General features: G+C 42.9%; 23 protein-coding genes. 22 read left to right on the top strand and 1 reads right to left on the bottom strand.

Annotated elements, in window-relative coordinates; genetic code table 11:
* The first annotated feature begins 223 nt into the window (after positions 1-223).
* The 20 genes from MKX30_RS06725 (at position 224) to MKX30_RS06630 (ending at position 22,931) form a co-directional block, all read left to right on the top strand.
* Entirely contained in the window at positions 224-550 is a 327-nt protein-coding gene (locus tag MKX30_RS06725) for a hypothetical protein (RefSeq protein ID WP_160790391.1), read from the top strand.
* 21 nt (positions 551-571) lie between these two features.
* The gene (locus tag MKX30_RS06720; protein ID WP_341062638.1) at positions 572-973 is read left to right on the top strand and encodes a hypothetical protein; all 402 of its coding nucleotides are present in this window, start codon (positions 572-574) and stop codon (positions 971-973) included.
* A gap of 406 nt (positions 974-1,379) precedes the next feature.
* Entirely contained in the window at positions 1,380-2,390 is a 1,011-nt protein-coding gene (locus MKX30_RS06715) for an ABC transporter permease (protein ID WP_023989680.1), read from the top strand.
* 34 nt (positions 2,391-2,424) lie between these two features.
* On the top strand, positions 2,425-3,333 hold the full coding sequence (locus MKX30_RS06710) for an ABC transporter permease (protein WP_028542289.1): 909 nt from the start codon (positions 2,425-2,427) through the stop codon (positions 3,331-3,333).
* Positions 3,334-3,368: 35 nt separating this feature from the next.
* Complete coding sequence (locus tag MKX30_RS06705) at positions 3,369-4,961, top strand: ABC transporter substrate-binding protein (protein ID WP_023989678.1); 1,593 nt, start codon at positions 3,369-3,371, stop codon at positions 4,959-4,961.
* A 134-nt stretch (positions 4,962-5,095) separates the two neighbouring features.
* A complete protein-coding gene (locus MKX30_RS06700) occupies positions 5,096-6,367 on the top strand; it encodes a M20 family metallopeptidase (protein WP_341062795.1) in 1,272 nt (423 codons plus the stop codon).
* Positions 6,368-6,380: 13 nt separating this feature from the next.
* Entirely contained in the window at positions 6,381-7,316 is a 936-nt protein-coding gene (locus MKX30_RS06695) for a DUF1177 domain-containing protein (protein WP_028542291.1), read from the top strand.
* 64 nt (positions 7,317-7,380) lie between these two features.
* Positions 7,381-8,370 (top strand): ABC transporter ATP-binding protein, encoded by a 990-nt coding sequence (locus tag MKX30_RS06690; protein ID WP_023989675.1) that lies wholly within the window; start codon positions 7,381-7,383, stop codon positions 8,368-8,370.
* A complete protein-coding gene (locus MKX30_RS06685) occupies positions 8,354-9,355 on the top strand; it encodes an ABC transporter ATP-binding protein (RefSeq protein WP_028542292.1) in 1,002 nt (333 codons plus the stop codon). Before MKX30_RS06690 ends, MKX30_RS06685 begins: the two co-directional genes overlap by 17 nt.
* A gap of 268 nt (positions 9,356-9,623) precedes the next feature.
* Complete coding sequence (locus MKX30_RS06680) at positions 9,624-12,365, top strand: family 78 glycoside hydrolase catalytic domain (RefSeq protein WP_341062637.1); 2,742 nt, start codon at positions 9,624-9,626, stop codon at positions 12,363-12,365.
* Between the two features lie 34 nt (positions 12,366-12,399).
* Positions 12,400-13,596 (top strand): MFS transporter, encoded by a 1,197-nt coding sequence (locus MKX30_RS06675; protein ID WP_023989672.1) that lies wholly within the window; start codon positions 12,400-12,402, stop codon positions 13,594-13,596.
* A gap of 84 nt (positions 13,597-13,680) precedes the next feature.
* Positions 13,681-14,679: an AraC family transcriptional regulator gene (locus MKX30_RS06670; protein ID WP_034095071.1), complete on the top strand. Its 999-nt coding sequence runs from the start codon at positions 13,681-13,683 to the stop codon at positions 14,677-14,679.
* A gap of 1,192 nt (positions 14,680-15,871) precedes the next feature.
* Positions 15,872-16,084 (top strand): hypothetical protein, encoded by a 213-nt coding sequence (locus tag MKX30_RS06665; RefSeq protein ID WP_341062635.1) that lies wholly within the window; start codon positions 15,872-15,874, stop codon positions 16,082-16,084.
* Between the two features lie 316 nt (positions 16,085-16,400).
* The gene (locus tag MKX30_RS06660) at positions 16,401-17,117 is read left to right on the top strand and encodes a CYTH domain-containing protein (RefSeq protein ID WP_341062793.1); all 717 of its coding nucleotides are present in this window, start codon (positions 16,401-16,403) and stop codon (positions 17,115-17,117) included.
* Positions 17,118-17,139: 22 nt separating this feature from the next.
* Complete coding sequence (locus tag MKX30_RS06655) at positions 17,140-17,817, top strand: hypothetical protein (RefSeq protein ID WP_341062634.1); 678 nt, start codon at positions 17,140-17,142, stop codon at positions 17,815-17,817.
* A gap of 46 nt (positions 17,818-17,863) precedes the next feature.
* Positions 17,864-18,514, top strand: coding sequence for a VTC domain-containing protein (locus tag MKX30_RS06650; RefSeq protein ID WP_341062633.1), 651 nt, complete (start codon positions 17,864-17,866; stop codon positions 18,512-18,514).
* A gap of 61 nt (positions 18,515-18,575) precedes the next feature.
* Positions 18,576-19,592, top strand: a complete 1,017-nt coding sequence (locus MKX30_RS06645) for a pyruvate kinase (RefSeq protein ID WP_341062631.1) — start codon at positions 18,576-18,578, stop codon at positions 19,590-19,592.
* A 17-nt stretch (positions 19,593-19,609) separates the two neighbouring features.
* Positions 19,610-21,016, top strand: a complete 1,407-nt coding sequence (locus MKX30_RS06640; RefSeq protein ID WP_341062630.1) for a pyridoxal phosphate-dependent decarboxylase family protein — start codon at positions 19,610-19,612, stop codon at positions 21,014-21,016.
* A 595-nt stretch (positions 21,017-21,611) separates the two neighbouring features.
* Positions 21,612-22,322: a class I SAM-dependent methyltransferase gene (locus tag MKX30_RS06635; RefSeq protein WP_341062629.1), complete on the top strand. Its 711-nt coding sequence runs from the start codon at positions 21,612-21,614 to the stop codon at positions 22,320-22,322.
* A gap of 33 nt (positions 22,323-22,355) precedes the next feature.
* Positions 22,356-22,931: a histidine phosphatase family protein gene (locus MKX30_RS06630; RefSeq protein WP_341062627.1), complete on the top strand. Its 576-nt coding sequence runs from the start codon at positions 22,356-22,358 to the stop codon at positions 22,929-22,931.
* 61 nt (positions 22,932-22,992) lie between these two features.
* Here MKX30_RS06630 and MKX30_RS06625 read toward each other — a convergent pair whose 3' ends face one another.
* Positions 22,993-23,562: a hypothetical protein gene (locus MKX30_RS06625; protein WP_341062625.1), complete on the bottom strand. Its 570-nt coding sequence runs from the start codon at positions 23,560-23,562 to the stop codon at positions 22,993-22,995.
* A 139-nt stretch (positions 23,563-23,701) separates the two neighbouring features.
* Here MKX30_RS06625 and MKX30_RS06620 point away from each other — a divergent pair, with 139 nt between their 5' ends.
* Together MKX30_RS06620 and MKX30_RS06615 are read left to right on the top strand one after the other, a co-directional pair.
* A complete protein-coding gene (locus MKX30_RS06620; RefSeq protein WP_341062623.1) occupies positions 23,702-24,559 on the top strand; it encodes a hypothetical protein in 858 nt (285 codons plus the stop codon).
* Positions 24,543-24,797: a PqqD family protein gene (locus MKX30_RS06615; protein ID WP_341062622.1), complete on the top strand. Its 255-nt coding sequence runs from the start codon at positions 24,543-24,545 to the stop codon at positions 24,795-24,797. The genes MKX30_RS06620 and MKX30_RS06615 overlap by 17 nt, the downstream gene beginning before the upstream one ends.
* Positions 24,798-24,883 lie beyond the last annotated feature (86 nt).

The following is a 24,883-nucleotide window of genomic DNA, read 5'->3' as shown; positions in this document are numbered from 1 at the left end:
AAGCTACATAGTTTAGATATCTATTATAATAAGTTTTAAGAAAATTCAGGGAAAGCAGAAGGAAAGTGGGAGGCTCATGGAAATCCAGCAAAAGTGGGTGGTTTTAAACAAAAAAGTACCTCTTATATGCGGACTACGACTGAACTCCTGAGGTGAATGAGAAGGTGAAATCCGATTTAGGGGGGCTAGTTAAGGAGAAGTTCATAAAATTGGAGGGATGCAGATGGGTTGGGAGTATGGAATTAAAGTCGCAGATGTTAAGGATATTCAAGTGCTAATGGATCGTTTAGCTGAAGCACTGCCTAGGATTGACGGATATCGGATGCAAAGGGATGAGGATGGCTTTGCCCTGCTTCAGAATGATCCCGATTGGCCTGAGGCGCTCCAAGTTTCAGTGGAAGAGGCAAGGAATATTGAAGGGTTAAAAGACGGTGAACTTTATATCTATTGTCTATTTCATATTGGTGGCGAAGATGCGGTGAAGTGGAGGGAAGGAATGTACAGGGTGCTGGAAGAAGAGGAGCGTGCTGCGGAATGGTTCGATCTGTAGCCGAAGAAAGGAGTGGTGAGATTGAGTAAGAAGGACAAAAAAGAGATTCAGACACTAATCTATCGCTATAGTGGTCCACGAGCCAATATTGGATATACTTTTGAACCGCTGCGTTATGGGGATACGGATGAACCAAAGCTGGAGGAGATAATCTTTATCTACGCAGATGACTTTGATATCGTGTTGTCTGCGTTAAAGTCCAAATATCCACTTGACGATCCTGATACGGGGGAAACGTATGAGGCTTTTGATCCCTGTTGGGATAATCCGATTCCGGAGTCGATATGGCATGAGATATTAACAGAATTGGATGCTTGGCCTGCCAAGGAGCCGGAATTGCACATATTTATCGATTCCTTTATAGCTTGGGTCAGAGCACACCTGAAGCGAGCAAATGGTATTATCGTGACTGGAAATCTATAGAGAAAGACAAAGCAATACGTATTTTCGCTACCCCTCGCTTTAAGGTGCGACCGGACAGCAAGCTGCTGAGTCGAACACCTCGTTTTTTGCAGTGCTCGCGATTATTTCTCCTTTCCTGATCGGCCTAATACTACAATCTCTATATATAAAAAACAAGCGATTTCCTTTTGAAAGGGGATCGCTTGTTTGGCATCATGCTGATTTTGATTTCTATATTCGAATAAAACACGACATTTAAATAACATGATGAGTAACTTTAGTGCGCAAACGACAAAATTCGTCATTATTTTTAGTTATTCAGGACGTGGAAACCGTTCTTGTTCCTTAGTACAATGAATAAAAATAACAAGTGATGAAAAGAAAGGTGACAAATACACGAGGAATTACGGATAAGGGGGGACAGGCTGTGGCCGTATACACACTACGTAGATTGATACAAATGATTCCGGCACTGCTTGGTATTGTCGTCATTACATTCATGATCTCAAGAGTGCTTCCGGGTGATCCTGCCGTGATGCTTGCGGGGGAACAGGCTACACCCGAGACGATTGAAAATATTCGAAGCAGCATGGGACTGGATCAACCGAAGTACATTCAATTTTTTCATTATGTAGTTGGATTGTTCCAAGGTGATCTGGGTCAGGCTTATCACACTGGACAGTCAGTGGCAAGCGACTTTGCTACCCGGTTTCCAGCAACCATCGAGTTGGCGCTGGCAAGCTTGGTTATTGCGATTCTGGTGGCAATCCCAATCGGCATCCTGGCAGCAACCCGTAAAGAATCGATTGTTGATCACATTTCACGTGTGTTTTCCTTGATCGGTGCATGTATGCCCATTTTCTGGATTGGCCTGTTATTCATTTATATCTTCTATGCTAAATGGGGCATCGCTCCTGCGCCCATGGGTCGAATTAGCGGTGACATCAATCCGCCGACGCACGTTACGGGACTTTATGTACTCGATAGTTTGATGACCGGTGATTTTGTAGCTTTAAAAAGCAGTTTATCCCATTTGGTTCTGCCAGCAGTCTGTCTCAGTACAGGCACTATGGCGATTGTGGCACGGATGATGCGTTCCAGCATGCTGGAAGTGATCGGTCAGGATTTTGTTCGCACAGCCAGAGCCAAAGGTCTGCGCGAAGGAATTGTTATTTATAAGCACGCACTCATTAACGCCTTTATTCCAACACTTACCGTACTTGGTTTGCAGGTCGGTTACCTGATTGGTGGAGCGGTTATTACCGAAACCATTTTTACCTGGCCAGGAGTGGGCAGCTATGTGACGGACTCCATTTTGGCGGCTGACTACGCACCGATTCAAGCATTTACCCTCGTAAGTGCGCTGATTTACAGCTTTATCAATCTTGGAGTCGACTTGGTTTACGGATTGATTGATCCACGTATCCGGTACGAATAATGAACGAAGCACAAAAGTAGGGGGAGGTACTCGGATGAGCACTGCAAGTGATTTGGTGGCAAAAGCGGCTGTACCTCAGCCCAATGCAGCCGCTATACCGAAACGCAAGACCTTTTGGCGATTACTGTTTGGCAATAAACTCGCTTTAATCGGATTTATCTTTATCGTTGGCTGGACGCTCATTGCCATCCTCTCATCATGGATCGTTCCACATGATCCTTATGTAACCGACCCGGCGAACAAGCTGCTGCCGCCAAGTGCAGAACATTGGTTTGGGACCGATAATTACGGACGTGACATTCTCAGCCGTGTCATTTACGGAGCCAGAATCAGCATATGGACCGGGATGATTGCCGTGTCGATCTCATTTATCATCGGCGTACCGCTTGGAGCCATCGCAGGTTTCTATGGCGGTCGAATGGGCAGCATTATTATGCGCTGTATGGATATTCTGTTGGCTTTCCCGTCGCTGGTACTCGCCATGGCCATTGCTGCAGCGATGGGACCAGGACTGATGAGTGCACTCATCGCCGTGGGCATTGTAGGCATACCCGAATTCGCCAGACTGATTCACGGACAAACCATCTCTCTCCGGGAAAAGGAGTTTGTTGAGGCCAGCCGGGCGATTGGTGTAACGAACGGAACGATCCTGTTTCGCCACATCTTGCCTAATGCACTTGCCCCACTGCTTGTGAATGCAACGCTCGGAATGGGCTTCGCCATCCTCACCTCAGCCAGTCTCAGCTTCCTGGGGCTCGGTGTGAAACCCCCGATTGCTGAATGGGGCGCAATGATTTCAGAAGGGCGAGCGTATATCATTTCCGGTGAGTGGTGGATTGTAACCTTCCCGGGTCTTGGAATTGCGACAGCTATTTTGGGCTTCAATTTGCTTGGAGACGGTTTGCGGGATGTTCTCGATCCTAGACTGCGCTCTAGCAAATAAAAATAAATAGATCATTAAAGGGGAGAACGTAAGCCATGTTGAAAAAAAGTCTTTCTTTAATTGTCGTCTTGTCTACGTTGCTATGGACGGCAGGCTGTGCGAGCAATGCTAACAGCCCGTCCGCTTCATCTGGAGAGAAAGGCGCAGATGCCCCATCCCCACCAAAGACGATTACACTTGCTTACTCGGAGGGAGGGTCAACCATGGACCCTGCTGAAGCAAGTGATCTTACATCGGATACCCTTGTGCTTGCGCTCTATGATCAGCTTGTGACCTATGGCAAAAAGTCTACGGATAGCGGTGAAGTGGCAGATACGGAAGCAATTAAGCCCATGCTGGCTGAGAAATGGGATGTGTCCGCTGATAACATGACTTATACGCTCCATCTGCGTAAAGACGTTAAATTCCAAAGCGGCAACCCGCTGACCGCCAATTCTGTGTTGTATTCCTTTGAGCGGCTTAAAAATTCCGATTCCGGTAGCTTCCTGTATGGTATGAGCTCCATTAAAACCGCTACAGCGCCTGATGAGCACACCGTTGTCGTTACATTGTCCCAACCCAATCATATGTTTCTGCAAATCCTGTCATTGTACAACTTCTCTATTGTGGATGATGTGCTTGTCAAAGAAAATGGCGATGGCGACTATTTGAAAACACATGCGGCAGGTTCAGGTCCGTTCAAGCTTGAAAAATGGGACCCTGCGACAGAAGCTGTCTTTAATGCTAATGCCAGCTACTGGCAAGGAGCGCCAAATCTGAGCAAAGTAACGATGAAGTTTACCAAGGAAGCTTCCAACCGTGTACTTCTGCTGGATAAAGGCGATGTGGACATGGCGATTGAAATTCCTGCAAAGGACGTTTCGAAGCTGGAAACCAACGCTGATCTGAAGGTTCAATCCAATGCAAGTAACCGGATTCTGTATTTCGCCATGAATAACAAAGTCAAACCTTTTAATGATCCAAAAGTGCGTCAAGCCATTGCTTATGCTATTCCTTACGACCAATTAATCGACGATGTCATGTACGGCCAAGCAAAGCAAATGAAGAGTTCTGTAGCGAGTAACACGCCTGGCTACACCGATGCGGGTTACAGCTACAAGCACGACCTGGACAAAGCAAAACAGCTGCTTACAGAAGCGGGTTATCCTAATGGGTTTAATTTTGATCTGACACTGGGTTCCGGCTTCCAGGACTGGGCAGATGATGCTGTATTGATTCAAGCTGAACTTGCCAAGATTGGCGTAAAGATGAATGTTGTCAATGTTGCCCGTGCACAGTTCCTTGAACAGCAACGAGAAGGCAACCTGACAGCATACATTTCCAAATGGACTTCCTTCGTCAACGACCCTGGTTACCATCTCGGGTTCCTGATGTACAGCGGCGGTTCCTCGAATTATATGCATTACGCTAATGCAGAAGTGGATAAGCTTTGGGAACAAGCTGGCAAAGAGCAAGATGAAAATAAACGTAAAGAGCTGTATGGCAAAGCACAAGAGCTTATAAATCAAGATTCGCCATGGGCGTACCTGTATGAATACAATCGGGTTGTTGGCATGAGCAAAGACGTCACTGGATATGTTTACTACCCAGATGAGGTTATCCGATTCTATTCATTGAATAAAGAGTAAGTTGTGATCTTACCTTATGCCTTCGGTTTTTACAGCCGAAGGCTATCATTTTACACCTGAAGTATGAAGCTGATCCCGATGGATCGTAAAAAATTTAGTTGGCTAAATGAAAAACGTGAAGGGACTGAATGGAAATGACAGATTGGAAAACGTTAGTTCTTGATGAAATAGATAAACGGCAGGACGAATTGCTTGAGCTATGCTCGCGGTTGATTCAGTTTCCTTCGGAAAATCCTCCAGGTGATTCACGCGAAATTAGTCAGTTCATTATGGACTATCTTAAAGAAGCAGGTATAGAAACAACGGTGCATGAATCCGGGCTGAATATGTGGAATCTCATTTCTGATTATGGCGCTGAAACGGCGGATGGAAAAAAACTGATTTTCTGTGGGCATACAGACGTTGTGCCGGCAGGGGATCGTACTCGTTGGGATTTTGATCCGTTTTGTGGTGAGATACGTGATGGCTATCTCCTGGGTCGCGGTGCTTCGGACATGAAAGCAGGACTGGGCGGATTAATATTTACCGTTGCGCTTTTCTCCAAACTAGGCGTACCACTCGAAGGTGCGTTGTCGTTGCTTGTAGTTCCAGACGAGGAAACTGGGGGACATCTCGGAGTACCTTGGGTGCTGGAAAGAAAGCTGATTGAAGGAACAGCTGCTGTGATCGCAGAGCCTTCAGGCCCGCAAAACCCGACCATCGGGCAAAAAGGAAGCTGCTGGTTTGAATTTACCGTTGAAGGCACACCGGGTCATGGCAGTTTGCAGCCGATTGCAGGTGAAAGTGCTATTTTGAAGGCAGCAAAAGGGATTGAAGCGCTGCAACAACTGTGGGACATCAAGCCGGACATCCCGGAAGAAGTCAAAGAGATCATTGAAATTTCCAAGCGTTATGCAAGTGAACGTGAGAACCCAAGCTATGGACAAGCGTTTGATCATGTAACAGTGAACATTGGTACGATCCAGGGAGGCACCAAAGTCAATGTGGTTGCGGACCGTTGCACAGTGCAAGTAGATTCCCGTGTTCCATTTGGCGTAGACCACCGCGATGTACTGGCCAAAGCCAAAGAACTGCTTGCAAGTGTTGGCATTGACGCGGAACCCAAACAATTCGGATTTTATGGTAATGCCAACTGGACCCCTCCAACCGAGCCGATTGTACAGGAGCTTGTGGGATCTATCGCTGAGGTCAGCGGTAAAGAGGCCTATGGCGTACTGCAATGGGCAACCAGCGATGCACGTGCATTCCGCAAATACAATATCCCGGTATTGCAATACGGGCCTGCCGAACTGTCGACCATTCACAATTTTAATGAAAAAGCTCCGGTATGGCAGATCATTCAATCTGCGAAAGTATACGCCTTGACGGCGCTTAAATATCTGAAAACAACACAAAAAGAAGCATAAGGGGATCTGCCGTATGATGAAACAAGTTTTTGAAGTCTATGACCTTTTGGATAGTCCGTTTGCCAGCGGGGCAGAAGTCAAAGCTTATTTGGAACAACTGGGTCAAGCGGAGATTACGGTCTCCACCGTGAAAGGTGAAAAGGGCTCTACGGATTTTATTAAAATTGTCATTGCCGGTAAAACGGGTCGCATTCAGGGGGGCGATTCTCCAACCTTGGGTGTAGTAGGGCGACTTGGTGGACTTGGAGCACGACCGGAAATGATCGGATTTGTATCCGATGGTGACGGTGCGGCAGCGGCAATTTCGGCGGCGGCTAAACTATTGTGCATGCAGTCCAAAGGAGATGTGCTTGACGGAGATGTGATCATCTGTACACATATTTGTCCAGATGCACCCACTCAGCCCCATGATCCGGTTCCATTTATGGATTCACCCGTAGATATTTTGACGATGAACAAATATGAAGTGACACCCGAAATGGAAGCGATCCTATCCATTGATACGACCAAAGGGAATCGGGTCATTAACCATAAAGGTATTGCCATTTCCCCGACGGTACGTCAAGGCTATGTGCTACGAATTAGTGAAGACCTCGTCGATATTGTTCAGACCGTTACTGGCGAACCGTGTGTCACGTTTGCTGTAACTACGCAGGACATCACACCTTATGGTAACGACCTGTATCACATCAACAGCATTTTGCAACCAGCGGTGGCAACTTCCGCTCCAGTGGTTGGTGTAGCCATCACGGCCGCTGCTCCTGTCCCAGGCAGTGCAACGGGGGCCAGCCACGAAAGCGATATTGCGCTGGCGGCCAAATTGGCTGTAGAAACAGCCAAAGCTTATGGACGTGGGCAATGCTCTTTTCATTCGGAAAAGGAGTTTCAACATATTACTAAATTGTACGGTACTATGAAGCATCTACAAACGATGGGCAAGTCTGAATAAGCTTTATTCCCTAAGTTAAAAAGAACATGAAGGTTCAATGATGGACAAGGAGGAGGAAGAGGGCATGGCACAACTGCTTGAAGTAACCAACCTCCGGACGGAGTTCAAGACTGCGGCTGGCACCATCCGGGCTGTGGACGGCGTCGATCTATCGGTTGGCAAAGGCGAAACACTCGGAATCGTTGGCGAATCCGGGTGCGGCAAGAGCATTACCTCCCTTTCCATTATGCAGCTCCTCCCCAAGGGACTTGGGAAAGTAGCCGCTGGTGAAGTACGGTTTAACGGTGAAAACATGCTGGATTTTTCGGAGCGGAAAATGCGCTCGATTCGTGGCAACGAGATGGCCATGATTTTTCAGGAGCCGATGACTTCGCTAAATCCTGTGTTCAAAATCGGCAAGCAAATTGCGGAGTCTGCCCGATACCACCACGGTGTAAGCAAACACAAAGCGAAAGACATGGCTGTGGACATGCTGACGAAAGTGGGAATTCCACGTCCAGAAAAAGTAGCCGCTTCTTATCCGCATGAACTCTCGGGCGGGATGCGCCAACGGGTGATGATTGCGATGGCGATGGTGTGCAATCCGAAGCTGCTGATCGCCGATGAACCGACAACGGCACTAGACGTAACCATTCAAGCACAGATTCTTGACTTGATGCGTGAGCTGCAGAAGTCCGAAGGAACTTCCATTCTGATGATTACTCATGACCTTGGTGTCGTTGCTGAAATGTGCGATCGGGTCGTGATTATGTACGCCGGACAAGTGGTAGAAGAAACCGATGTAAAAACGCTTTTTAAAGAGCCCAAGCATCCGTATACACAAAGTTTGCTAGCTTCACTGCCACAATTAAACAGTGATCAGGAGCGTCTGGCTTCCATTCCGGGCCAGGTTCCCAACCCACTTGATATGCCACATGGCTGCCGCTTTGCACCACGTTGTCAGTTTGCCAAGGAAATTTGCCGTGCAGAGGCCCCGGAGCTTACAGAAGTGGAACCCGGACACAAAAGCCGCTGCTTGCTACAGCAGGAGGGATATCATGAGTACACTGCTTGAAATACGTAATTTGAAAAAACACTACCCGATCAAAAAAGGACTTTTTTCCAAACAAGTGGGAGCAGTCAAAGCGGTGGATGGTATTAACCTGACTGTACAGCAGGGTGAAACCCTGGCAATCGTGGGAGAATCCGGCTGCGGCAAATCCACAACTGGACGGGCAATTCTCAGATTGATCGAACCGACGGATGGAGAGATTCTGTTTAATGGCACGGATATACGTAAGCTAAACACAGAGCAGCTGCGCAAATTCAGAACGGATATGCAGATGGTGTTTCAAGATCCGTTTGCTTCGCTTGATCCCAGATGGACGGTACAGCAGGTGCTGGAAGAACCGCTCATCACGCATGAAAAGCTAAGCAAAACGCAGCTCAAAGAGCGGGTGGAAGAGCTGCTCGAAGTGGTCGGATTGTCTCCTTATCACGCACATCGTTATCCGCACGAGTTCTCGGGTGGTCAACGCCAGCGGATCGGGATCGCACGGGCACTGGCGCTTCATCCCAAATTTATCGTGTGTGACGAGCCAGTCTCGGCCCTCGATGTGTCGATTCAGGCGCAAGTGCTCAATCTGATGAAGGACCTGCAAAAACAATATGACCTGACGTATATGTTCATTTCCCATGATCTGTCGGTCGTCAAATTTATCAGCGACCGCGTGGGTGTGATGTACCTGGGCAAGTTGGTCGAACTCGCACCGACCCAAGAAGTGTTCAGAAAGCCGCTGCATCCGTATACAAAGGCGCTAATGTCTGCGGTACCTGTAGCTGATCCGGAAGCGGAGCGTGATCGGATTGTACTCAAAGGGGATGTGCCCAGTCCAGAAAATCCGCCAAGTGGTTGTGCGTTTCATAATCGCTGCCCGGCAGCCATGGAGATATGCAGCAAAGTACAGCCCATCTTTGCCGAAGCTGCACCAGGGCGACAGGTAGCCTGTCACTTGTATCCAGCTTCCACGCCCGAACAAGCGCTAGCTGGACAGGCATAGGCCAGCTGAAAAAGAATAGATAAACCTTCTAGCAAGAATCAAGCCTGAATCCTTCTCAAACGGATTCAGGCTTTTTTTAAGTGTAGCTGTTCTGCAAACGCACATATTTTTCCAATAAATCCATTTTAAGATTCAATATAAGGGGTGGAATTTCAACACCTGTAAATCAAGCATATAACATGCAGGGATACAACATTGCGCACAATCAATGGAAACGTTTTAATTTGAATATAGAAATACAAAAGAAGACCTCAGGGAGGACATAAGAATGCTAAAAGTGAAAGCGCTTAGATGCGAGCATTTAAATAATCCGATTGGATTGGGTTGTCTAAAACCGCGGTTAAGTTGGCAGATCGAATCTGAAAAAATGTATGTTTCTCAAAAACGTTTCCAATTGCAAGTATCCGTTCATCCCACTTTTGAACCGCTGATTTGGAATCATTTTACCTATTCGGATCAATCCATTTTGTTTCCCTATGAAGGCCCCCCGCTGGAATCAGGACAAAGATATTATTATCGGGTAAAAGTATGGGCTCAGGGAGCGGGTGACACAGAACCGGAAGAATCGGAATGGAGTGAGTCCGGCTTTTGGGAGATGGGGCTGCTCCATGAGCAGGACTGGAAAGCACAATGGATCACAGTGAAGGAGCGGAGCATCCATGAACAGTTTCAGACAAGAGCTCCTTTTGCCGCTTCCAAATATTTTTCGGTTGAGGGAAAAGTGAAAAAAGCAGTCATTTATGCTACAAGTCTTGGGCTGTATGAACTGGAGTTCAATGGACAAAGGGTGGGCGATGCCTACTTTACCCCGGGATGGACGGATTATAACGATCGTGTCCAGGTGCAAGCATATGACGTGACTTCTACCATTCGAGAACAACATAATCGAATCACAGTCACGGTGGGAGAAGGCTGGTACAGCGGTTATCTGGGTTGGCAAAAGCGCAAGGACACCTACGGGAACACGAATGCATTGTTATTTCAAATGAAGATTAGTTATGAAGATGGCCGTTCTGAAGTCATTTGCTCTGATTCTTCCTGGGAGGAAACGAGCTGTGCCATTTTAATGTCGGATATTTATAACGGCGAAATCTATGATGCCCGACTTGAGCAGCAGGCAGCCGAACATAGCTCCTTAACCGAACGGAAAATGATGCAGGTCGTCTCGTTCCCGTTAAGTCATCTGATTGCTCAGGAGAACGAACCTGTCCGTGTGATGAACCGATTGAAGCCTGTTGAACTCATTCGAACTCCTAAAGGTGAGCTGGTGCTTAACTTGGGTCAAAATATGGTAGGTTGGCTGGAATTTAAAGTGGAAGCCCCCGAAGGTACGGTTCTGAATCTGGTTCATGGTGAAGTGCTGGATCAGCAAGGGAACTTTTACAGAGATAATATTCGGGATGCAGCGCAGCAGATTACGTACATTTGTAGCGGGAAGGGGACGGAGATATTTAGGCCGCATTTCACTTTTCAAGGCTTTCAATATGTGAAGCTTGAGGGCTTTCCTGATGGCGTTACGATTGAAGATTTTACGGGTGTTGTTCTGCATTCGGACATGGAGACGATCGGGGTGTTTGAGACATCTGATCCAAAGCTGAATCAACTTCAACACAATATTGTGTGGGGGCAAAAGGGGAACTTCCTGGATGTGCCAACCGATTGTCCGCAGCGTGATGAGCGATTAGGCTGGACCGGCGATGCACAGATTTTTGCTAGAACGGCCAGCTTCAATATGAATGCGGCTTCCTTCTTCCGAAAGTGGCTTAGGGATTTGGCTTACAACCAGCTGGAAAATGGGGCAGTGCCTTTTGTAGTGCCGGATGTCCTCAAAGGAACCTTTGCCGATAATATGGACAAAACGACGGCAGCATGGGGAGACGCGGCGGTTATATGTCCGTGGACCCTATATCAATGCTATGGGGATAAGCAAATCTTAGTGCAGCAGTATGACAGTATGAAAGCATGGGTGGATTATATTCGCGCCCAGGGGGACGAAGAATGTCTTTGGGATACCGGTTTGCAGCTGGGAGACTGGCTGGCGCTGGATAGCGAGGAAGGAAGCTATTTTGGGGCGACGGACGGAACGCTGGTGGCTACTGCTTATTTTGCGTATTCGACTCATATATTGGCACAGACGGCCAAACTGCTGAATCGCTATACCGATTACAACACATATAAAAACTTACATGAGGGGATTAAAACGGCTTTTGCGAACCGCTACTTCGATGACGCGGGCAAATTAACCTCCAATACCCAGACTGCACAGGTTGTGGCTTTGCACTTCGGATTGGTGCCAGAAAAGTATAAAACGCAAGTGATTCAGGAGCTCGTACGGCTCATCGAAAAAAATGATATGCATCTGGATACCGGCTTTGTGGGCACCCCCTATCTATGTCTGGTTTTATCCGACCATGGCTATACGGATGTCGCTTATAACATTTTATTTCAAAATGATTATCCTTCATGGCTCTATCAGGTTGAACGGGGAGCAACGACCATGTGGGAGCATTGGGATAGCATTAAAGTGGACGGCTCATTCTGGAGCACCGATATGAACTCGTTCAATCACTATTCGTACGGTTCAGTAGGAGACTTTATGTACCAAAATATTGCCGGAATCGATGTGCTTGAAGCGGGCTATAAAAAATCACGTTTAGCTCCTAAACCGCCTGCCAATCTTACTTCGGCCCATGGCAAGCTGGAGACGCCATATGGCACGCTTGAAGTCCAATGGGAAATCGTGAATAAAGAAATGAAGATGACGGTTCACGTACCACATAATACGACGGCTGAGATTACACTTCCGGGCGTTATGGAGCCGGATGCACTACAGCAGACCATTGCTATGCAATATCCGTCGATTCAGTATCCGCCTGGTGATGTGCCACAGGAGCTGGCCGGGAAATTAGGTTCTACAGGGGAACAGGCGATTTTCCAAAGGAGCGGAGATCATGAAATGACGTTTACGGTCGGTTCTGGACAGTATACGTTCCAGTACAGATGCAACTAGAGGCTAAATAACATAGACTAGAGGTGAGAGCTTAATGAATATAAAGAACAAAGTTTTGTTTAAAACGGCGTTGCTATCCATTTCCTTAGTCCTGACGTCAGCGAGTGCCATTTCGGCTGTCATACCAATGATGCTGAACCAATTATCAGGCGTCTCCAGTTCGCTGATTGAAAGCGTAGTCACGATTCCATCCTTCTCGATGATGCTGTTTGTGCTATTGAGTGGCCCGATTTCTTCTCGATTGGGTAAAAAAAATACAGTCCTGCTAGGGCTTTTGCTCGTAGTCATCGGCGGAATACTTCCCATGTTCACGACGAATATTACATGGATTCTTGCGCTGCGTTTGGTACTAGGTGCAGGTCTCGGGATGTTCAATTCACTGGCCGTCAGTTTAATTAGTGATTTTTTTGAAGGGGATGAACGTGCTCAATTAGTAGGCTTTCAAAGCGCCGTTCAAGGACTCGGAAGCAGCTTGGCTACCTTTGTGGCAGGGCAGCTCGCCCTAATTGACTGGCAGTTCGCTTTTTTATGCTATGGAATCACCATTCCTATTGCGCTATTATTCTTTCTGATCATTCCCGAACCAGAGCGCGGGGAGCCTACAGTAGAGAACTCGACAGAAAAGGGTCACAAGAGCGGGGGAATATCCATACCTGTACTTGGATTAGGGGCTGCACTTTTTCTGTTTATGACTTTTATCATGATTGTATATACCAAAACAGGCATTATGATTGCTGAAAAGAGCATGCCCAATGCTGGTTTTTTAGGAACTGCGTTAACGCTGTTTTCCTTGTCCACCATGATTGCGGGCTTCCTGTTTGGTAGAATCTATAAATGGTTTAGAAATTACGCTCCCTTTATCTCCAGTCTATTAACAGCAACTGGTTTTGTACTACTATGGTTTGCTCAGAATGTTACCATGGTTACCGTTGCCATGCTGATCATTGGCTTTAGTTTTGCGCTGTTTATTCCTTATATTTTTACCATACTAACTAAAATCGTACCTAAAGGCAGTGAGACTTTATCCATTTCCATTGCGATGGTAGGGTCCAATTTGGGAGCGTTTGCTTCGCCTTATGTGATCAAGTTAGTTGGCGTGTTGTCTGGAAATGAAACGGCTTCATTTTCCTTCCTTGTTTCTGCGATTGTATTTACGATTGCGGCACTCCTTTGTCTGGGAATCGCTATTAGAGGAAAGGGAAGCAAAACTCAAGCGGCAGTCCACAGTTAATGGGATGTATCCGATATAGTAATTTTTTCAACGGGCGGAGAACCGCCCGTTTTCCATCATATAGTGAAGGAGGAGTCAGTGTTTATGAACCTTCATGAGTTGGATCAGTTGCTGAGAAACAAAACGGAAATTGAACTTTTACAACAGCAAAACAATCAGGTGATTAATGATCTCTCCAAAGAATCGGAGAATGAGCGTTTTTTTGATATAAATCAGAATATATACCGTATGCCCGCTTTATTTTTCTTTGGAGAACATGATATTTATATTAGCAAGCACAATAGATTTGCTCCGATGCTGGAGCACATGCATGAATTTATCGAATTAAACTATGTTTACTCAGGTAAGTGCAATCAAATCATAGCAGGCAAAGAAATTCAGCTTTGTGAAGGCCAAGTATGTGTCCTGGATAAGGATGTGCCTCACAGCATCGCTCCTTTGGGAGAAGACGATATACTGATTAATATCTTGCTACAAAGAGAAACAATTTCATCCCTATTTCTGCAGCGGCTATCTAAGAAAAAAAGCCTGATTGGCGAATTTCTAGCCAACTCTGTCCTCCAGCATCAGCACCATAATCACTTTATTATTTTTGAGTCGCAGCATAATGAGAACCTTCAATATATATTGCGTAGAATCTTAATCGAATATTATTCCAGGCAAGAGGATTCGATGGAATTGGTGAAGGCTTATTTGCAAATTGTATTTGGAGAATTGGTCCGTGTATTGGAAAGCGAGCATAATATTCACTTAAACCAGCAGGAAAATAATATTACCTCTATTCTGAATTACATGGAAGAGCACTATCAGCATTTAAGCCTACAGCAATTATCTAACCATTTTAATTACAATAGCACGTATTTAAGTAATAAGTTAAAAAAAGTAACCGGTCTTACTTACACTCAGCTTATTGCCAACATTAAACTCAATGCAGCCTATTCTTTGGTAGTGAATACCAATCTGCCGTTCGAAATGATATTTAAACAGGTGGGATATAACAGCATGAGTTTTTTCTATAAAAAGTTTAAAACAGCATATGGTGCCACCCCGCAAAATATCCGAAACAAACAGTTGAGGAAATGAAGGATACAAAAGGACGTCCAATATTAATTGGGCGTCCTATGTTATAATATCTGCAAATTGATAAGCTCATGGCTGATGAAATGATGTTCTATGAGGAGGAGAACATGGACAGTTGGTTAACGAATGCATTGCGCCCCTATTTAGGGCTAAAAGCCTGAAAAACCATTGGGATGTTATAGAGATTCGCGAAGGGTACTTTATTTGCCTCGATGGTGTTTTTATTCGCAAACGCATCTCCATTGGCAGCTTCTTATGGGGAAGCAGATGTAGAGATTCTTAAGCGGCAGCGAGAATTCGTATTACCCAAAACTGCACGCGGCAAGGAAAAAAAGCTCAATTATACGAATGTGTCGAGCGTCAAGGCTGAGGAGATCACCTTTTTAGCGGGCATCAAAGAGAACGATGCTGCTTGTTACATATCGACTTATAATAGAAAGAATAACGCAAGTTTACCTTTTTACGGGATACGAGCATTTACAGAATAAAGAAAAGATGATCGCGTAGCTCCAGCAGTACCCGTCTCTCGTTCCCGAAGGATTATGACTAAAAGCAGGAATATCTAAAGCACATGAAGAATAAGCGGTGGGTTTCCAAAAGCGGATACTTAGCTTATTTGAACCTAGGTTGCTCAAGCGAAGAGCAGATTCTCAAGTTGGCTCTTTGAAGACAAGTATGAGGCAGTTTCAACTCTTTTTAGGCAAAATGATGGGGGTGTGAAGCACAAGAAAGTGCTTATATGATTAAATAAATATGGTTTAATAAATAATTGGATATAATATTTAATATTTAAGACCTATGTGGCCGCTGGGCGTGCAGCGAAAAACCTCCAGAAGCGAAACTCAAGCCGAAGTACAAAGCCAAAATCGAAAAATATATACGCTTTTATAACCGAAAACGGCCATAACGTAAGGTAGTTATCTGACGCTGGTAGCTTATGAAGATTCCCCTAACGTGAGACAAATAAAAACACCTTCAAGAGAATGCAACCCTATCGTAGGATATGGAGACAACCTTGGAGGTGTTTTTTCGTTGGCAGCCAGAGTCTGCTACCCGGTAGAAGCGAAGATGAAACTCATTACCATTAACCGGGGACTCCGTTGGAATACCGAACAAAAGTCTTACGAATCCGAAGATTCTTAGCAAGCTTACGAGTACCGTTGCCCAAGCTTCGGTATCGAAGGGGAAATGCAACATGCGACCTAGTCACTTTGAGCAGAGCGTGGAGCGTTTTAGAAAAGGGAGTAGGTCTATCGTTTGCTACAAAACCATCTATCGCTGGATTAACGAGGGGCGCTTGGTACAAGGCTCTGTGGCAGATTTGAGACATAAAGGAAAACAACGACATACGGAACTGGAACGTTCGCTTCATCTGATTAACCATCACCCACGAAAATGTCTGGGTTAGAAAACCGCTCACGAATCATTCACAGAGGTACTATATCGTATTTGGCTTGACAATCAGTCTTATAAAAAAAATTAAAGTTATCTTGTCGATGTCTGGGAAGGAAAGACACAAACTATTCACTATATTTTACATTAAACGACAAAATTAAATTATAAACGACAATTTTAGAAGTTGTGAAAAATGTAAACGCTTTGTAAAATTAACCATATAAAAATATAATTTTTTTCAAATGTAATAATTAATGTTTTTTATCCTATGTTAATTGTTGAGTAATGTTATAAAAACTAATTAAGTGGACAAAGGTGGATGAAAAGTGATGGACACACTAGTACAGATGGAGGGAAAAATGAAGAAAAGTGGTTATTCAATTAGGGAAAAATTGATCATTGAAAATGAACTCAAGTTTGAGATATCCGAGAAAAAAAAGTTTAAACCCATTTATGACTATCTTAAGGAAAATTATGTTGTTGTTCCGTATAAAAACGCACTTATGTATGATTTTTATTACGACACAGATGATTTAAATCTATCAAAGGCCGGAATAACGTATAGGGTGAGGTATAGACCGCAAATTTCAATAAACCTCAAGCTTCCGCAGACTATGACTAACAGAACGTGGAGCAGATATGAGTATTCCTGCAAAGTTGACGGTAAACTCCCTGAAAATATGAGCACGTTCGATGTTAATTGCGATATTCATAGAATTGTAAAAAAATTTCTAGGTGTAACAAATTTATTAGAGCTTAAGAATATAACAATTGTCAGTTCGTTCAGAACGGGGTTTATTTTAAGATTCCCCCGGATAAATGTGCTCGGTGAAAATGAATTTTTAGGCGTCGCTTTCTTCGACCAATCGACTGATAAAATGAATAATAAAGTTTTTTATGAGTTTGAGTTGGAATCGTTCCAACAGGGTGATGTATTTGCTTCACCCTATATTTTTAACGAGTTTGATGAAATCGGCAAGTTTGTTGAGAGCCTTGGCCACTCCACAAGTAGTAAAAGTAAGAAAGAAAAATGCATGAATCTTTAAAGTCATAGTTTAGGAGGGGACCATGAAAATCAATTTGGAAAATGAAGTAACTTATATTACGTCCGATTTCAGTTTGAATACACAACAATTACTTGAGGATTTGCATAAGCAGATTGAAGATAACCGATTGACTGTTTTCAGATATAACGATTGTATTCAAATGTTGTTTGAAGATCGTAAGCATGATAAGAAGAAAATCACATTTAAAGTGAACCACGGCGATTTATACTACAGCATAGCCACCAAAGATAGGTTGACATCCACAAATGACATCTTACAGACCTATCAAGAGAATAAAACCGTCTGGGCCCCTATTGATGAATTGGACTTAAGCATATTCCAAAATAAAGTATTGGCATTATATTACAAGGAACTCAATAGAATGACCATCAAATACAAAGACGTAAAATATAAGGTCAACGGGCATGATGTACAGTTTTTGGATTCGAATTGCGAAGTGAAAAAACGGATGAAGTATATCGAAGTTGAGAGTAAGAAATTCGAACATGACCATATCAATTTCTTCACAGATTACTTTATGAAGCGAGAATTGAACATGATCGATTATGAAAACAGCAAATGGATAATTGGAAAAGAAATTATAGGAACCAAAAACCAATTTACTTTTTTCAATATTTCCGAGTTGAAACAGTTTTTACTTGATCTCTATACAAAAATGTCTGTCTGTTATTTGGTTTAGAATGCTTATCAGTCTGGATCTATAAAAATATGCTGGGGTGTAAACAATGGGATTTGAGTATAAATATATTTTGTATAAAAACCTGGAAAGTCGAATTGATTCTTTTTGTAACAATAATGGGCATCTCGATCCGAACTGTTTTGATGATTCGGGCTATAAAATTGAATCTATATATAAATTTTTCTGGAATTCAAATGATAAACATGGAAAAATACGTTTGAGAATGTACACAACTTCAAAACAGAATTTTTATTTTGTTGAAGAAAAAATGAAAGAAAATGACTTTGTTTCAAAAACAAGGATTAAGATTGAGGAGAAAGTCTATCATAATTTATGTTATTGCGCGAATGAATCGGTATTTTTCCTACTACTCAATCAATTGAACTTTCCAACATATCAGCATCCATCTATGAGTGGTGAGTTTAACACTTATACTGTGCGTTATCACCGGACACCTTGGATGATTACACTTTTTGGAAATGAATACCGGTTGACAATTGATAGAGATGTTTGCACATCCTATGGAGACAACTCATTAGGTATTCTGGAGCCTGATAAAAGAATACTTGAAATTAAAGGAGCAAAGGAAGCAGAGATACCGATTCGTTTTATTAATCAAGAATATGGGTTAGTCCCAGAAAAAATTTCAAAATACAAATTGGCAAGTAAGATCATTGAGACAGCAATTAAGGTATAGCAGCATTACAGGTTGCTCTATTTTATAAATACCTTCCTTTCACGGAGAAGAGGGATCAATATTGATATGTAATGCTGAAATTATTGCAACTATCGGAATACCGTTTAATGAAGAAGCGGTGAACGAAAAAGTTACTTATGCGCTGAAGTATGGTATTCGAAGCTTCAGGTTCAACTTGGCGAAATGCAGTTCGGAAGAAGAACTGGAGTTTTTTGAAAAGGTCATTCGAAACTTGACTCAAAATAAGAACATGCAACATTGCAAGATTATGCTTGATCTCCCCTTTCCGGGAAAAAAGACAAGAATTTCATTTGCAGATAACCACTTTACTTATGACTTCGAATCCGGAGAAACAGTCATTATAACCGGAGATAAAAACAAATTCAAATATTTCGAAAATAAGGTTATATTTGTGGATAACGAAAATATATGCAGGTCAGTTTCTGTGGGGCAAAAGCTTGTTTACAGCGATGGTGATTGTGTTTTATCTGTCGTAAAAGTAGATGATGAGCAAGATTGTGTTTTTGCAAAATTATCCAACAAAATAAAAATGTACACTAAAAAATCCCTGTCTTATAACTATGTTATCAAGGAATTAAACGGACAGCGGTACATTGATTTGGTTAACCGGATTAAGCCCTCATCTGTTGCTTTTTCTTTTGTGACGAGCTTAAGCGATTTGTTAACATGCAGAAATGGGATATTGGATAAGGACATTGAAATCATTAGTAAGATTGAAACTGCAGATTCCATTAAAAATGTCGATGAAATTGCAAACTCTTCCAACCTGATGTTGGGCAGGGGAGACTTGTTGTTGAATTCTGAAATTTGCAGATTATACGAGTATCAATCCGAAATATCCAAAACAGCCAGGAGAAGAGGCAAAAAGCTCTATATTGCAACTGGCATATTGACATCTTTACGCAAGCAACCCATTCCTACTCCAGCAGAAATAATAGATTTATACAACATCATTTCTTGCCAACCTGATGCAATAATCTTAAATGCCGAGATTTTTATTGGTGAAAATGTTGCAGCTGCAGTGAAATTAATAAGGGACACAGCTGCACGAATATAATGTGAGGGGAACATACTATGGGTCACATAAACTTGCAAAATGAGATGACGGAACAACTGAAAACAAAAGAATTGATGGAACAGGCTAAAACCTATGCGTATGATTATATAGAAAATTTGCCACATATGGATGTTTCGCCGTCTTGTGAAGCTTTGGAGAATCTGCTTAAGTTTGAGGAGGAAATGCCTGAAGAGTCCTCTTCCCCTTCTGAGATACTTTTTATGCTACATAAATACGGGTCAAAGGCAACTGTCGCCAAAAGCGGTGCTAAATATTTTGGATTTGTCAACGGGGGGGTAATTCCGGTGGCATTGGCCACGAAGTGGCTTACCGATATATGGGATCAGAACAGCGGATTATATATTATGTCACCGATTGCATCAAAACTGGAAGAAGTATGCGAAAAGTGGCTTGTTGACCTTTTTGGATTAAAAAAAGGCACTGCTGCTGGTTTTGTTAGTGGTTCTTCGGTTGCTACAATTTGTGCAGTTACCGCGGCAAGAAATAAATTGCTTTTAAACCAAGGATATGATGTCCATTCAAAAGGACTTTTTGGTGCGCCTAAAATCAGGGTGGTTGTAGGTAAGGAAGCCCATTCTTCTGTATGGAAAGCCTTGTCCATGTTAGGAATTGGCAGAGACATGGTTGAAGTGGTGCCTACCGATGACCAGGGGCGCATAATCATTGGTAAATTACCTTCACTTGACAGCAAAACATTGGTTATAGCTCAAGCTGGAAATGTTACCGGAGGTGCATTTGATTCGATAGATGAAATTTGTACGTTGGCAAACCAGACAAGTGCCTGGGTACATGTGGACGGGGCTTTCGGACTTTGGGCCGCTGTATCTGGTAAGAGGAAGTATTTGATAAAAGGCCTTGAAAAAGCGGATTCTTGGTCTGTTGACGCACACAAAACGTTAAACGCCCCTTTTGATTGTGGTGTCGTTCTTTGCAAAGACAGGGATTCGTTGGTAAGCGCCATGCAGGCATCTGGGTCCTATCTTCAATATAGCGACCATCGTGACGGTATGCTGTATGTTCCTGAACTGTCCAAGCGGGCAAGAAGTGTAGAGTTATGGGCAATCATGAAATATTTAGGGAAAATCGGTATTGAAAAACTTGTCGACGATCTTTGTGATAATGCTGAGTACTTTGCTGAAAAGCTTGCTGAAAAAAATTTTTTTATTGAAAACAACGTAGTGTTTAATCAAATTGTGGTAAGATGCGAGAACCCCGAAATAACCTCGGCAACGCTGAAGAATATACAGGCAAGCAGAAAATGTTGGTGTAGTGGAGCTTTGTGGCAGAATGAGCCCGCCATTCGGATAAGTATATGCTCGTGGCAAACAACCCGAAAAGATATTGACGATTGTGTAAATATTTTTGTGGCATGTAGAAGGTTAGCTACACCAGTCATTAAGTGATTTTTTCACAAAATCAGTTATGAAGCGAACCGGCTGGCCATGATTTGTAGATGCTGCATCGGATAGATTAGTCTACAGGGAGACGTCCTCTTTTTTTAGTGAGCCACTTTGTTAGAAAGTCTTGAATTGGATAGATGGAACCCGGCTTGTTTAATATTCAATATTATCAATATAAAGTGACCGATAATGACGGCAAGAACTCAATACCAAGCGCTGTGACCAGTTTATGTGTAATGGTCCTATATGATAAAACGCTTTTCATTTGTGATTATATTATGGGCGCGTATTTCCTGATACTAGACGGCAGACTTAATAGCAAAGGACCTTGATGCATTGGGGAAAGAATTGCTGGTTGTTTTATATTAGAATCAACATGTTTATAGCATTATCCGGGGAGATTTGTCAAGCAGAAAACTGATAAAAATAAAACAAGATTATCTTTATTAACACTCTTCGGTATAAACCCTGATGCATTTAAACAGTATAAAAGAATTGGTGTGGATGAGTGTTAAAAAAGTACTTTGTAAATCTGTGCATTTTTTATATTTGGCGAAGAATGCATTTTACAAACAATATATGAAAAGGATGATGGTCAGTGAACAGTAAAGAATTCGCAGCTGTAAATCAAGAGGTCTGGAACAAGCTTTATAAAGGCCAGGCTCTTGCGGGAACCGCCGTTCGGTCAGTCCCTGATATCAATGGAAAGACGTCAGAAATTGTTAAAAAGAATAGCATATTACTGCGTCCTAGCAGCAATATACTTGAATTAGGTTGCGGCCATGGCACCAACTTATTGGAACTTGCACGCTTTCATAAGTGTACGGGGATTGATATTTCAAAGGAAGCATTGCTAATAGGAGAAACGAGAGCTAAACAAGCTGGAGTAAGCATTAAATTTATAGAAAGTGATTTTTATCATCTTCCTTTCGAAGATTCGCAATTTGATTGTGTTCTTGCATTATACAGTCTTCAATTTAACAATTGGAATTCTGCCGTGAACGTATTTAAAGAAATATCTAGGGTTTTGACCAAGGGTGGGTACTTGATTTTTAAGATCAGGTCTACGGCACGGGATATGCCTTCCAAGTATAAACTTCTTGAAGATCATGGTTTGACGTTCATATCCTATGAAGAGCATGAATACGGGATGACATACCATCATTATACTGAAAAGGAAATTGATATTATTACGAGTGACTTTCATAAAGTAGATCTTTATGAAGTAACGAAGAATTACGCGGGAGAAGTGAATGGTAAAAGAGCATGGTGGGTAGGGGTATTCAGGAAAAATAAAGTGGCCAGATAATTAACCATTCATTGAATTTTCATGGAGGATATTATGAAAACGTTTATCTACATGGTGAGGCATGGTGATTCGCCGAAAAATGCGGGAAATGAAAGAACAAGAGGGTTAACTGATAAAGGAATGTCGGATGCTAATCGAACAACAGAATTGTTGGATGGGGAAGGAATTGAGGTTTTCGTTTCCAGTCCGTATCAGCGGGCAATCCTAACTATTCAGGAGTTGTCCCGGCGTTCAGGAAAAGAAATCATTGTATTTGAAAATCTGAAAGAAAGAATTTTTTCCACTGATGACCACCGGATGCCTGATAAGGACTTATTCCCAATGTTGAAGAAGTCGTTTTCTGATCCCGATTTTGCTTTGCCGGGAGCGGAATCGAATAACGGTTGCCAGAGCCGCGCGGTAGCGGTTTTAAAAGAATTATTAACGGCCTTCCGAGGACGGAAAATAGCAATTGGAACCCATGGAGCTGTTATGACCTTAATGATGGGATATTTTGACAGCCAATATGATTACCATTTTTTAATGCAAACTTCCAAGCCGGATGTATACAAAATGGAGTTCAACGGTGAAGAGCTAGTGAGGGTTGAGAGATTGTGGAACATCCAGTAATGAAGCACCGCTCCTAACCGGTCAACTGCCGGAAAGGGGCGGCATGAATCGCGGAAAGTTTCTATTTTTCATACTTGCGCAGCAATTCATCCAGTGATTCGCGAAGCAAGGATGCCTCCGAACGGTTTAATAATTTGGAAACCTGACTAAGCCGCTCCAACTGTGTGAGGGTATAATAGTTGCTTTTCAATTTCATTTTTCTTTCCTGTTCCAGACCTATTTTGTTCTTCCCGTTTTGTTTGGCCTTAAACAAGGATTCCTCCAAATGTCGGAGCAGATCAACAGGGCTGTCTCCATGATCAGGGAATTGTGCAAGTCCGGCACTGAATGTCATTTGGACATCCTTCTCAAAATGCTGTTTGCCCTCCATCAACAAGACAAATAGATCCTCTAACTGGTAGCGAAGGCTAAGAATAGCGAATTCATCTAATCCCACATAATACATTTCGTGATCGTTCATGGAGAATAGGGAATTGAAAATCAACTGAATTCGTTCCTCCTTGGACAATTCAAGACGGGTCTCATGAAAGTCGTCTATATCAATCAATGAACATGCAAAGACACTTCCGGCTCCGATAAGCTCATTCATCCGGACCTGGAGTTCTCTATAATCGCGTATTTCTTGATACATAAAGTTATTCTCCTTTTTCTTTCCATTTTATCATTCTAACATGTTTTCTCTTGCGAAATAAAAGCATTTAACATTACTGTCATACACATATATATTAACATATATACACGAAAGTATATATTAAAAGGATGTGAAATTGATGAAGCTAACTCAAGTTGATGACGCAATTTCAAAATATTCTTATGTGATGGACCAACTTCCTTGGATTGACAGCCGAGCATTGGTTTATTTAGCAGGGTCTGTTTTCGAAGGTTTTGGGAACGCTTCTTCCGATATAGACGTTTTTGTCATCACGGATACAATGCCTAAAATTGATAGTTTACTTTCACAAACGGAAGGTCTTGATCCGATTGTATTGTCAGTAAATCAGTTCATTGTCCATAATTTTGTTCATGATAGTGTCCGCTTTGATTTTACATATTTGACGAATGAATTTTTTGACAGTCTCCTTGCCAAACTTGAACATTTCGAGATCCGTTCGGAAGATTACCCGATTTCCTTCAATGCTGATGAACTTGATTTGCTGCATCGGTTGAAATACGCAATATTTCTAACGTGTCCGCAAGAAATGGTAGAACGTCTTCAAGTGCTGCCTTTTCGATCCTTGGATCTGTATATCGCATTGTCTGAGTCTACTAATTACACCAACATTATTGAAGATATCCAGGGGGCTTATCAATCTGGGGACTACGGAACCGCGTTTTTTCGAACCAGACATCTGCTGGACGCCAGTATGACTGCTTTCTTGGCTGTTAATGGGGAATCTAATCCACGACTCAAGTGGTTGTTCCGTAAACTTAAACGATATGTCGACTGGACAAGCGATTCCAATTTACTGAATGACTATCTGGTTTATCAAAGCGAAGCCTTCGATAAAAATACCGTTCGGGATTCAATCCGGAGATGCTTGCGATACTGTCAGACATTGAATGACAGAACCCAACATCTCATTCATAAAACCATAAAGGAGCTTGATAAAAATGAAATACGCTCGTAATGTTTTTATTCAAACCCGCATACTGAATGACAAGACTTACGCTGTGAAAAATAATGACGTCTATTTGTTGGATGAGGTAGCATATAAGATTTGGAGTCTGTTGGATGGAGAACGTACTGTTGATGAAATTGCCGTAGCCATAGCCGAAGAGTATAAAGAGGATAAAGAAACAGTTCTTGAGGATGTAAATGAATTTATTCAAGAGCTTAAAAATGTGAATTTTGTCGAAGTGGTATAGGAATGTGTCGGTTTCAATATAATTGTTCAATCCGGGAAAAGGATGCCGAGTGGAATGGAGGTGACAATATGTACAAAAAGCCTAAA

This window comes from Paenibacillus sp. FSL P2-0173 (genome assembly GCF_038008045.1).
GTDB classification, from domain to species: Bacteria; Bacillota; Bacilli; order Paenibacillales; family Paenibacillaceae; genus Paenibacillus; species Paenibacillus polymyxa_B.
This window is presented reverse-complemented; position numbering and strand designations above follow the sequence as displayed.

Excerpts from the sequence above, each read along its gene's own strand:
- MKX30_RS06640 (WP_341062630.1), top strand. The coding sequence starts at position 19,610 with ATGGGTCACATAAACTTGCAAAATGAGATGACGGAACAACTGAAAACA.
- MKX30_RS06680 (WP_341062637.1), top strand. The coding sequence starts at position 9,624 with ATGCTAAAAGTGAAAGCGCTTAGATGCGAGCATTTAAATAATCCGATT.
- MKX30_RS06655 (WP_341062634.1), top strand. The coding sequence starts at position 17,140 with ATGAAAATCAATTTGGAAAATGAAGTAACTTATATTACGTCCGATTTC.
- MKX30_RS06665 (WP_341062635.1), top strand. The coding sequence starts at position 15,872 with ATGCGACCTAGTCACTTTGAGCAGAGCGTGGAGCGTTTTAGAAAAGGG.
- MKX30_RS06675 (WP_023989672.1), top strand. The coding sequence starts at position 12,400 with ATGAATATAAAGAACAAAGTTTTGTTTAAAACGGCGTTGCTATCCATT.
- MKX30_RS06705 (WP_023989678.1), top strand. The coding sequence starts at position 3,369 with ATGTTGAAAAAAAGTCTTTCTTTAATTGTCGTCTTGTCTACGTTGCTA.
- MKX30_RS06615 (WP_341062622.1), top strand. The coding sequence starts at position 24,543 with ATGAAATACGCTCGTAATGTTTTTATTCAAACCCGCATACTGAATGAC.
- MKX30_RS06670 (WP_034095071.1), top strand. The coding sequence starts at position 13,681 with ATGAACCTTCATGAGTTGGATCAGTTGCTGAGAAACAAAACGGAAATT.
- MKX30_RS06710 (WP_028542289.1), top strand. The coding sequence starts at position 2,425 with ATGAGCACTGCAAGTGATTTGGTGGCAAAAGCGGCTGTACCTCAGCCC.
- MKX30_RS06725 (WP_160790391.1), top strand. The coding sequence starts at position 224 with ATGGGTTGGGAGTATGGAATTAAAGTCGCAGATGTTAAGGATATTCAA.
- MKX30_RS06690 (WP_023989675.1), top strand. The coding sequence starts at position 7,381 with ATGGCACAACTGCTTGAAGTAACCAACCTCCGGACGGAGTTCAAGACT.
- MKX30_RS06695 (WP_028542291.1), top strand. The coding sequence starts at position 6,381 with ATGATGAAACAAGTTTTTGAAGTCTATGACCTTTTGGATAGTCCGTTT.
- MKX30_RS06620 (WP_341062623.1), top strand. The coding sequence starts at position 23,702 with ATGAAGCTAACTCAAGTTGATGACGCAATTTCAAAATATTCTTATGTG.
- MKX30_RS06625 (WP_341062625.1), bottom strand. The coding sequence starts at position 23,562 with ATGTATCAAGAAATACGCGATTATAGAGAACTCCAGGTCCGGATGAAT.
- MKX30_RS06650 (WP_341062633.1), top strand. The coding sequence starts at position 17,864 with ATGGGATTTGAGTATAAATATATTTTGTATAAAAACCTGGAAAGTCGA.
- MKX30_RS06685 (WP_028542292.1), top strand. The coding sequence starts at position 8,354 with ATGAGTACACTGCTTGAAATACGTAATTTGAAAAAACACTACCCGATC.
- MKX30_RS06660 (WP_341062793.1), top strand. The coding sequence starts at position 16,401 with ATGGACACACTAGTACAGATGGAGGGAAAAATGAAGAAAAGTGGTTAT.
- MKX30_RS06630 (WP_341062627.1), top strand. The coding sequence starts at position 22,356 with ATGAAAACGTTTATCTACATGGTGAGGCATGGTGATTCGCCGAAAAAT.
- MKX30_RS06700 (WP_341062795.1), top strand. The coding sequence starts at position 5,096 with ATGACAGATTGGAAAACGTTAGTTCTTGATGAAATAGATAAACGGCAG.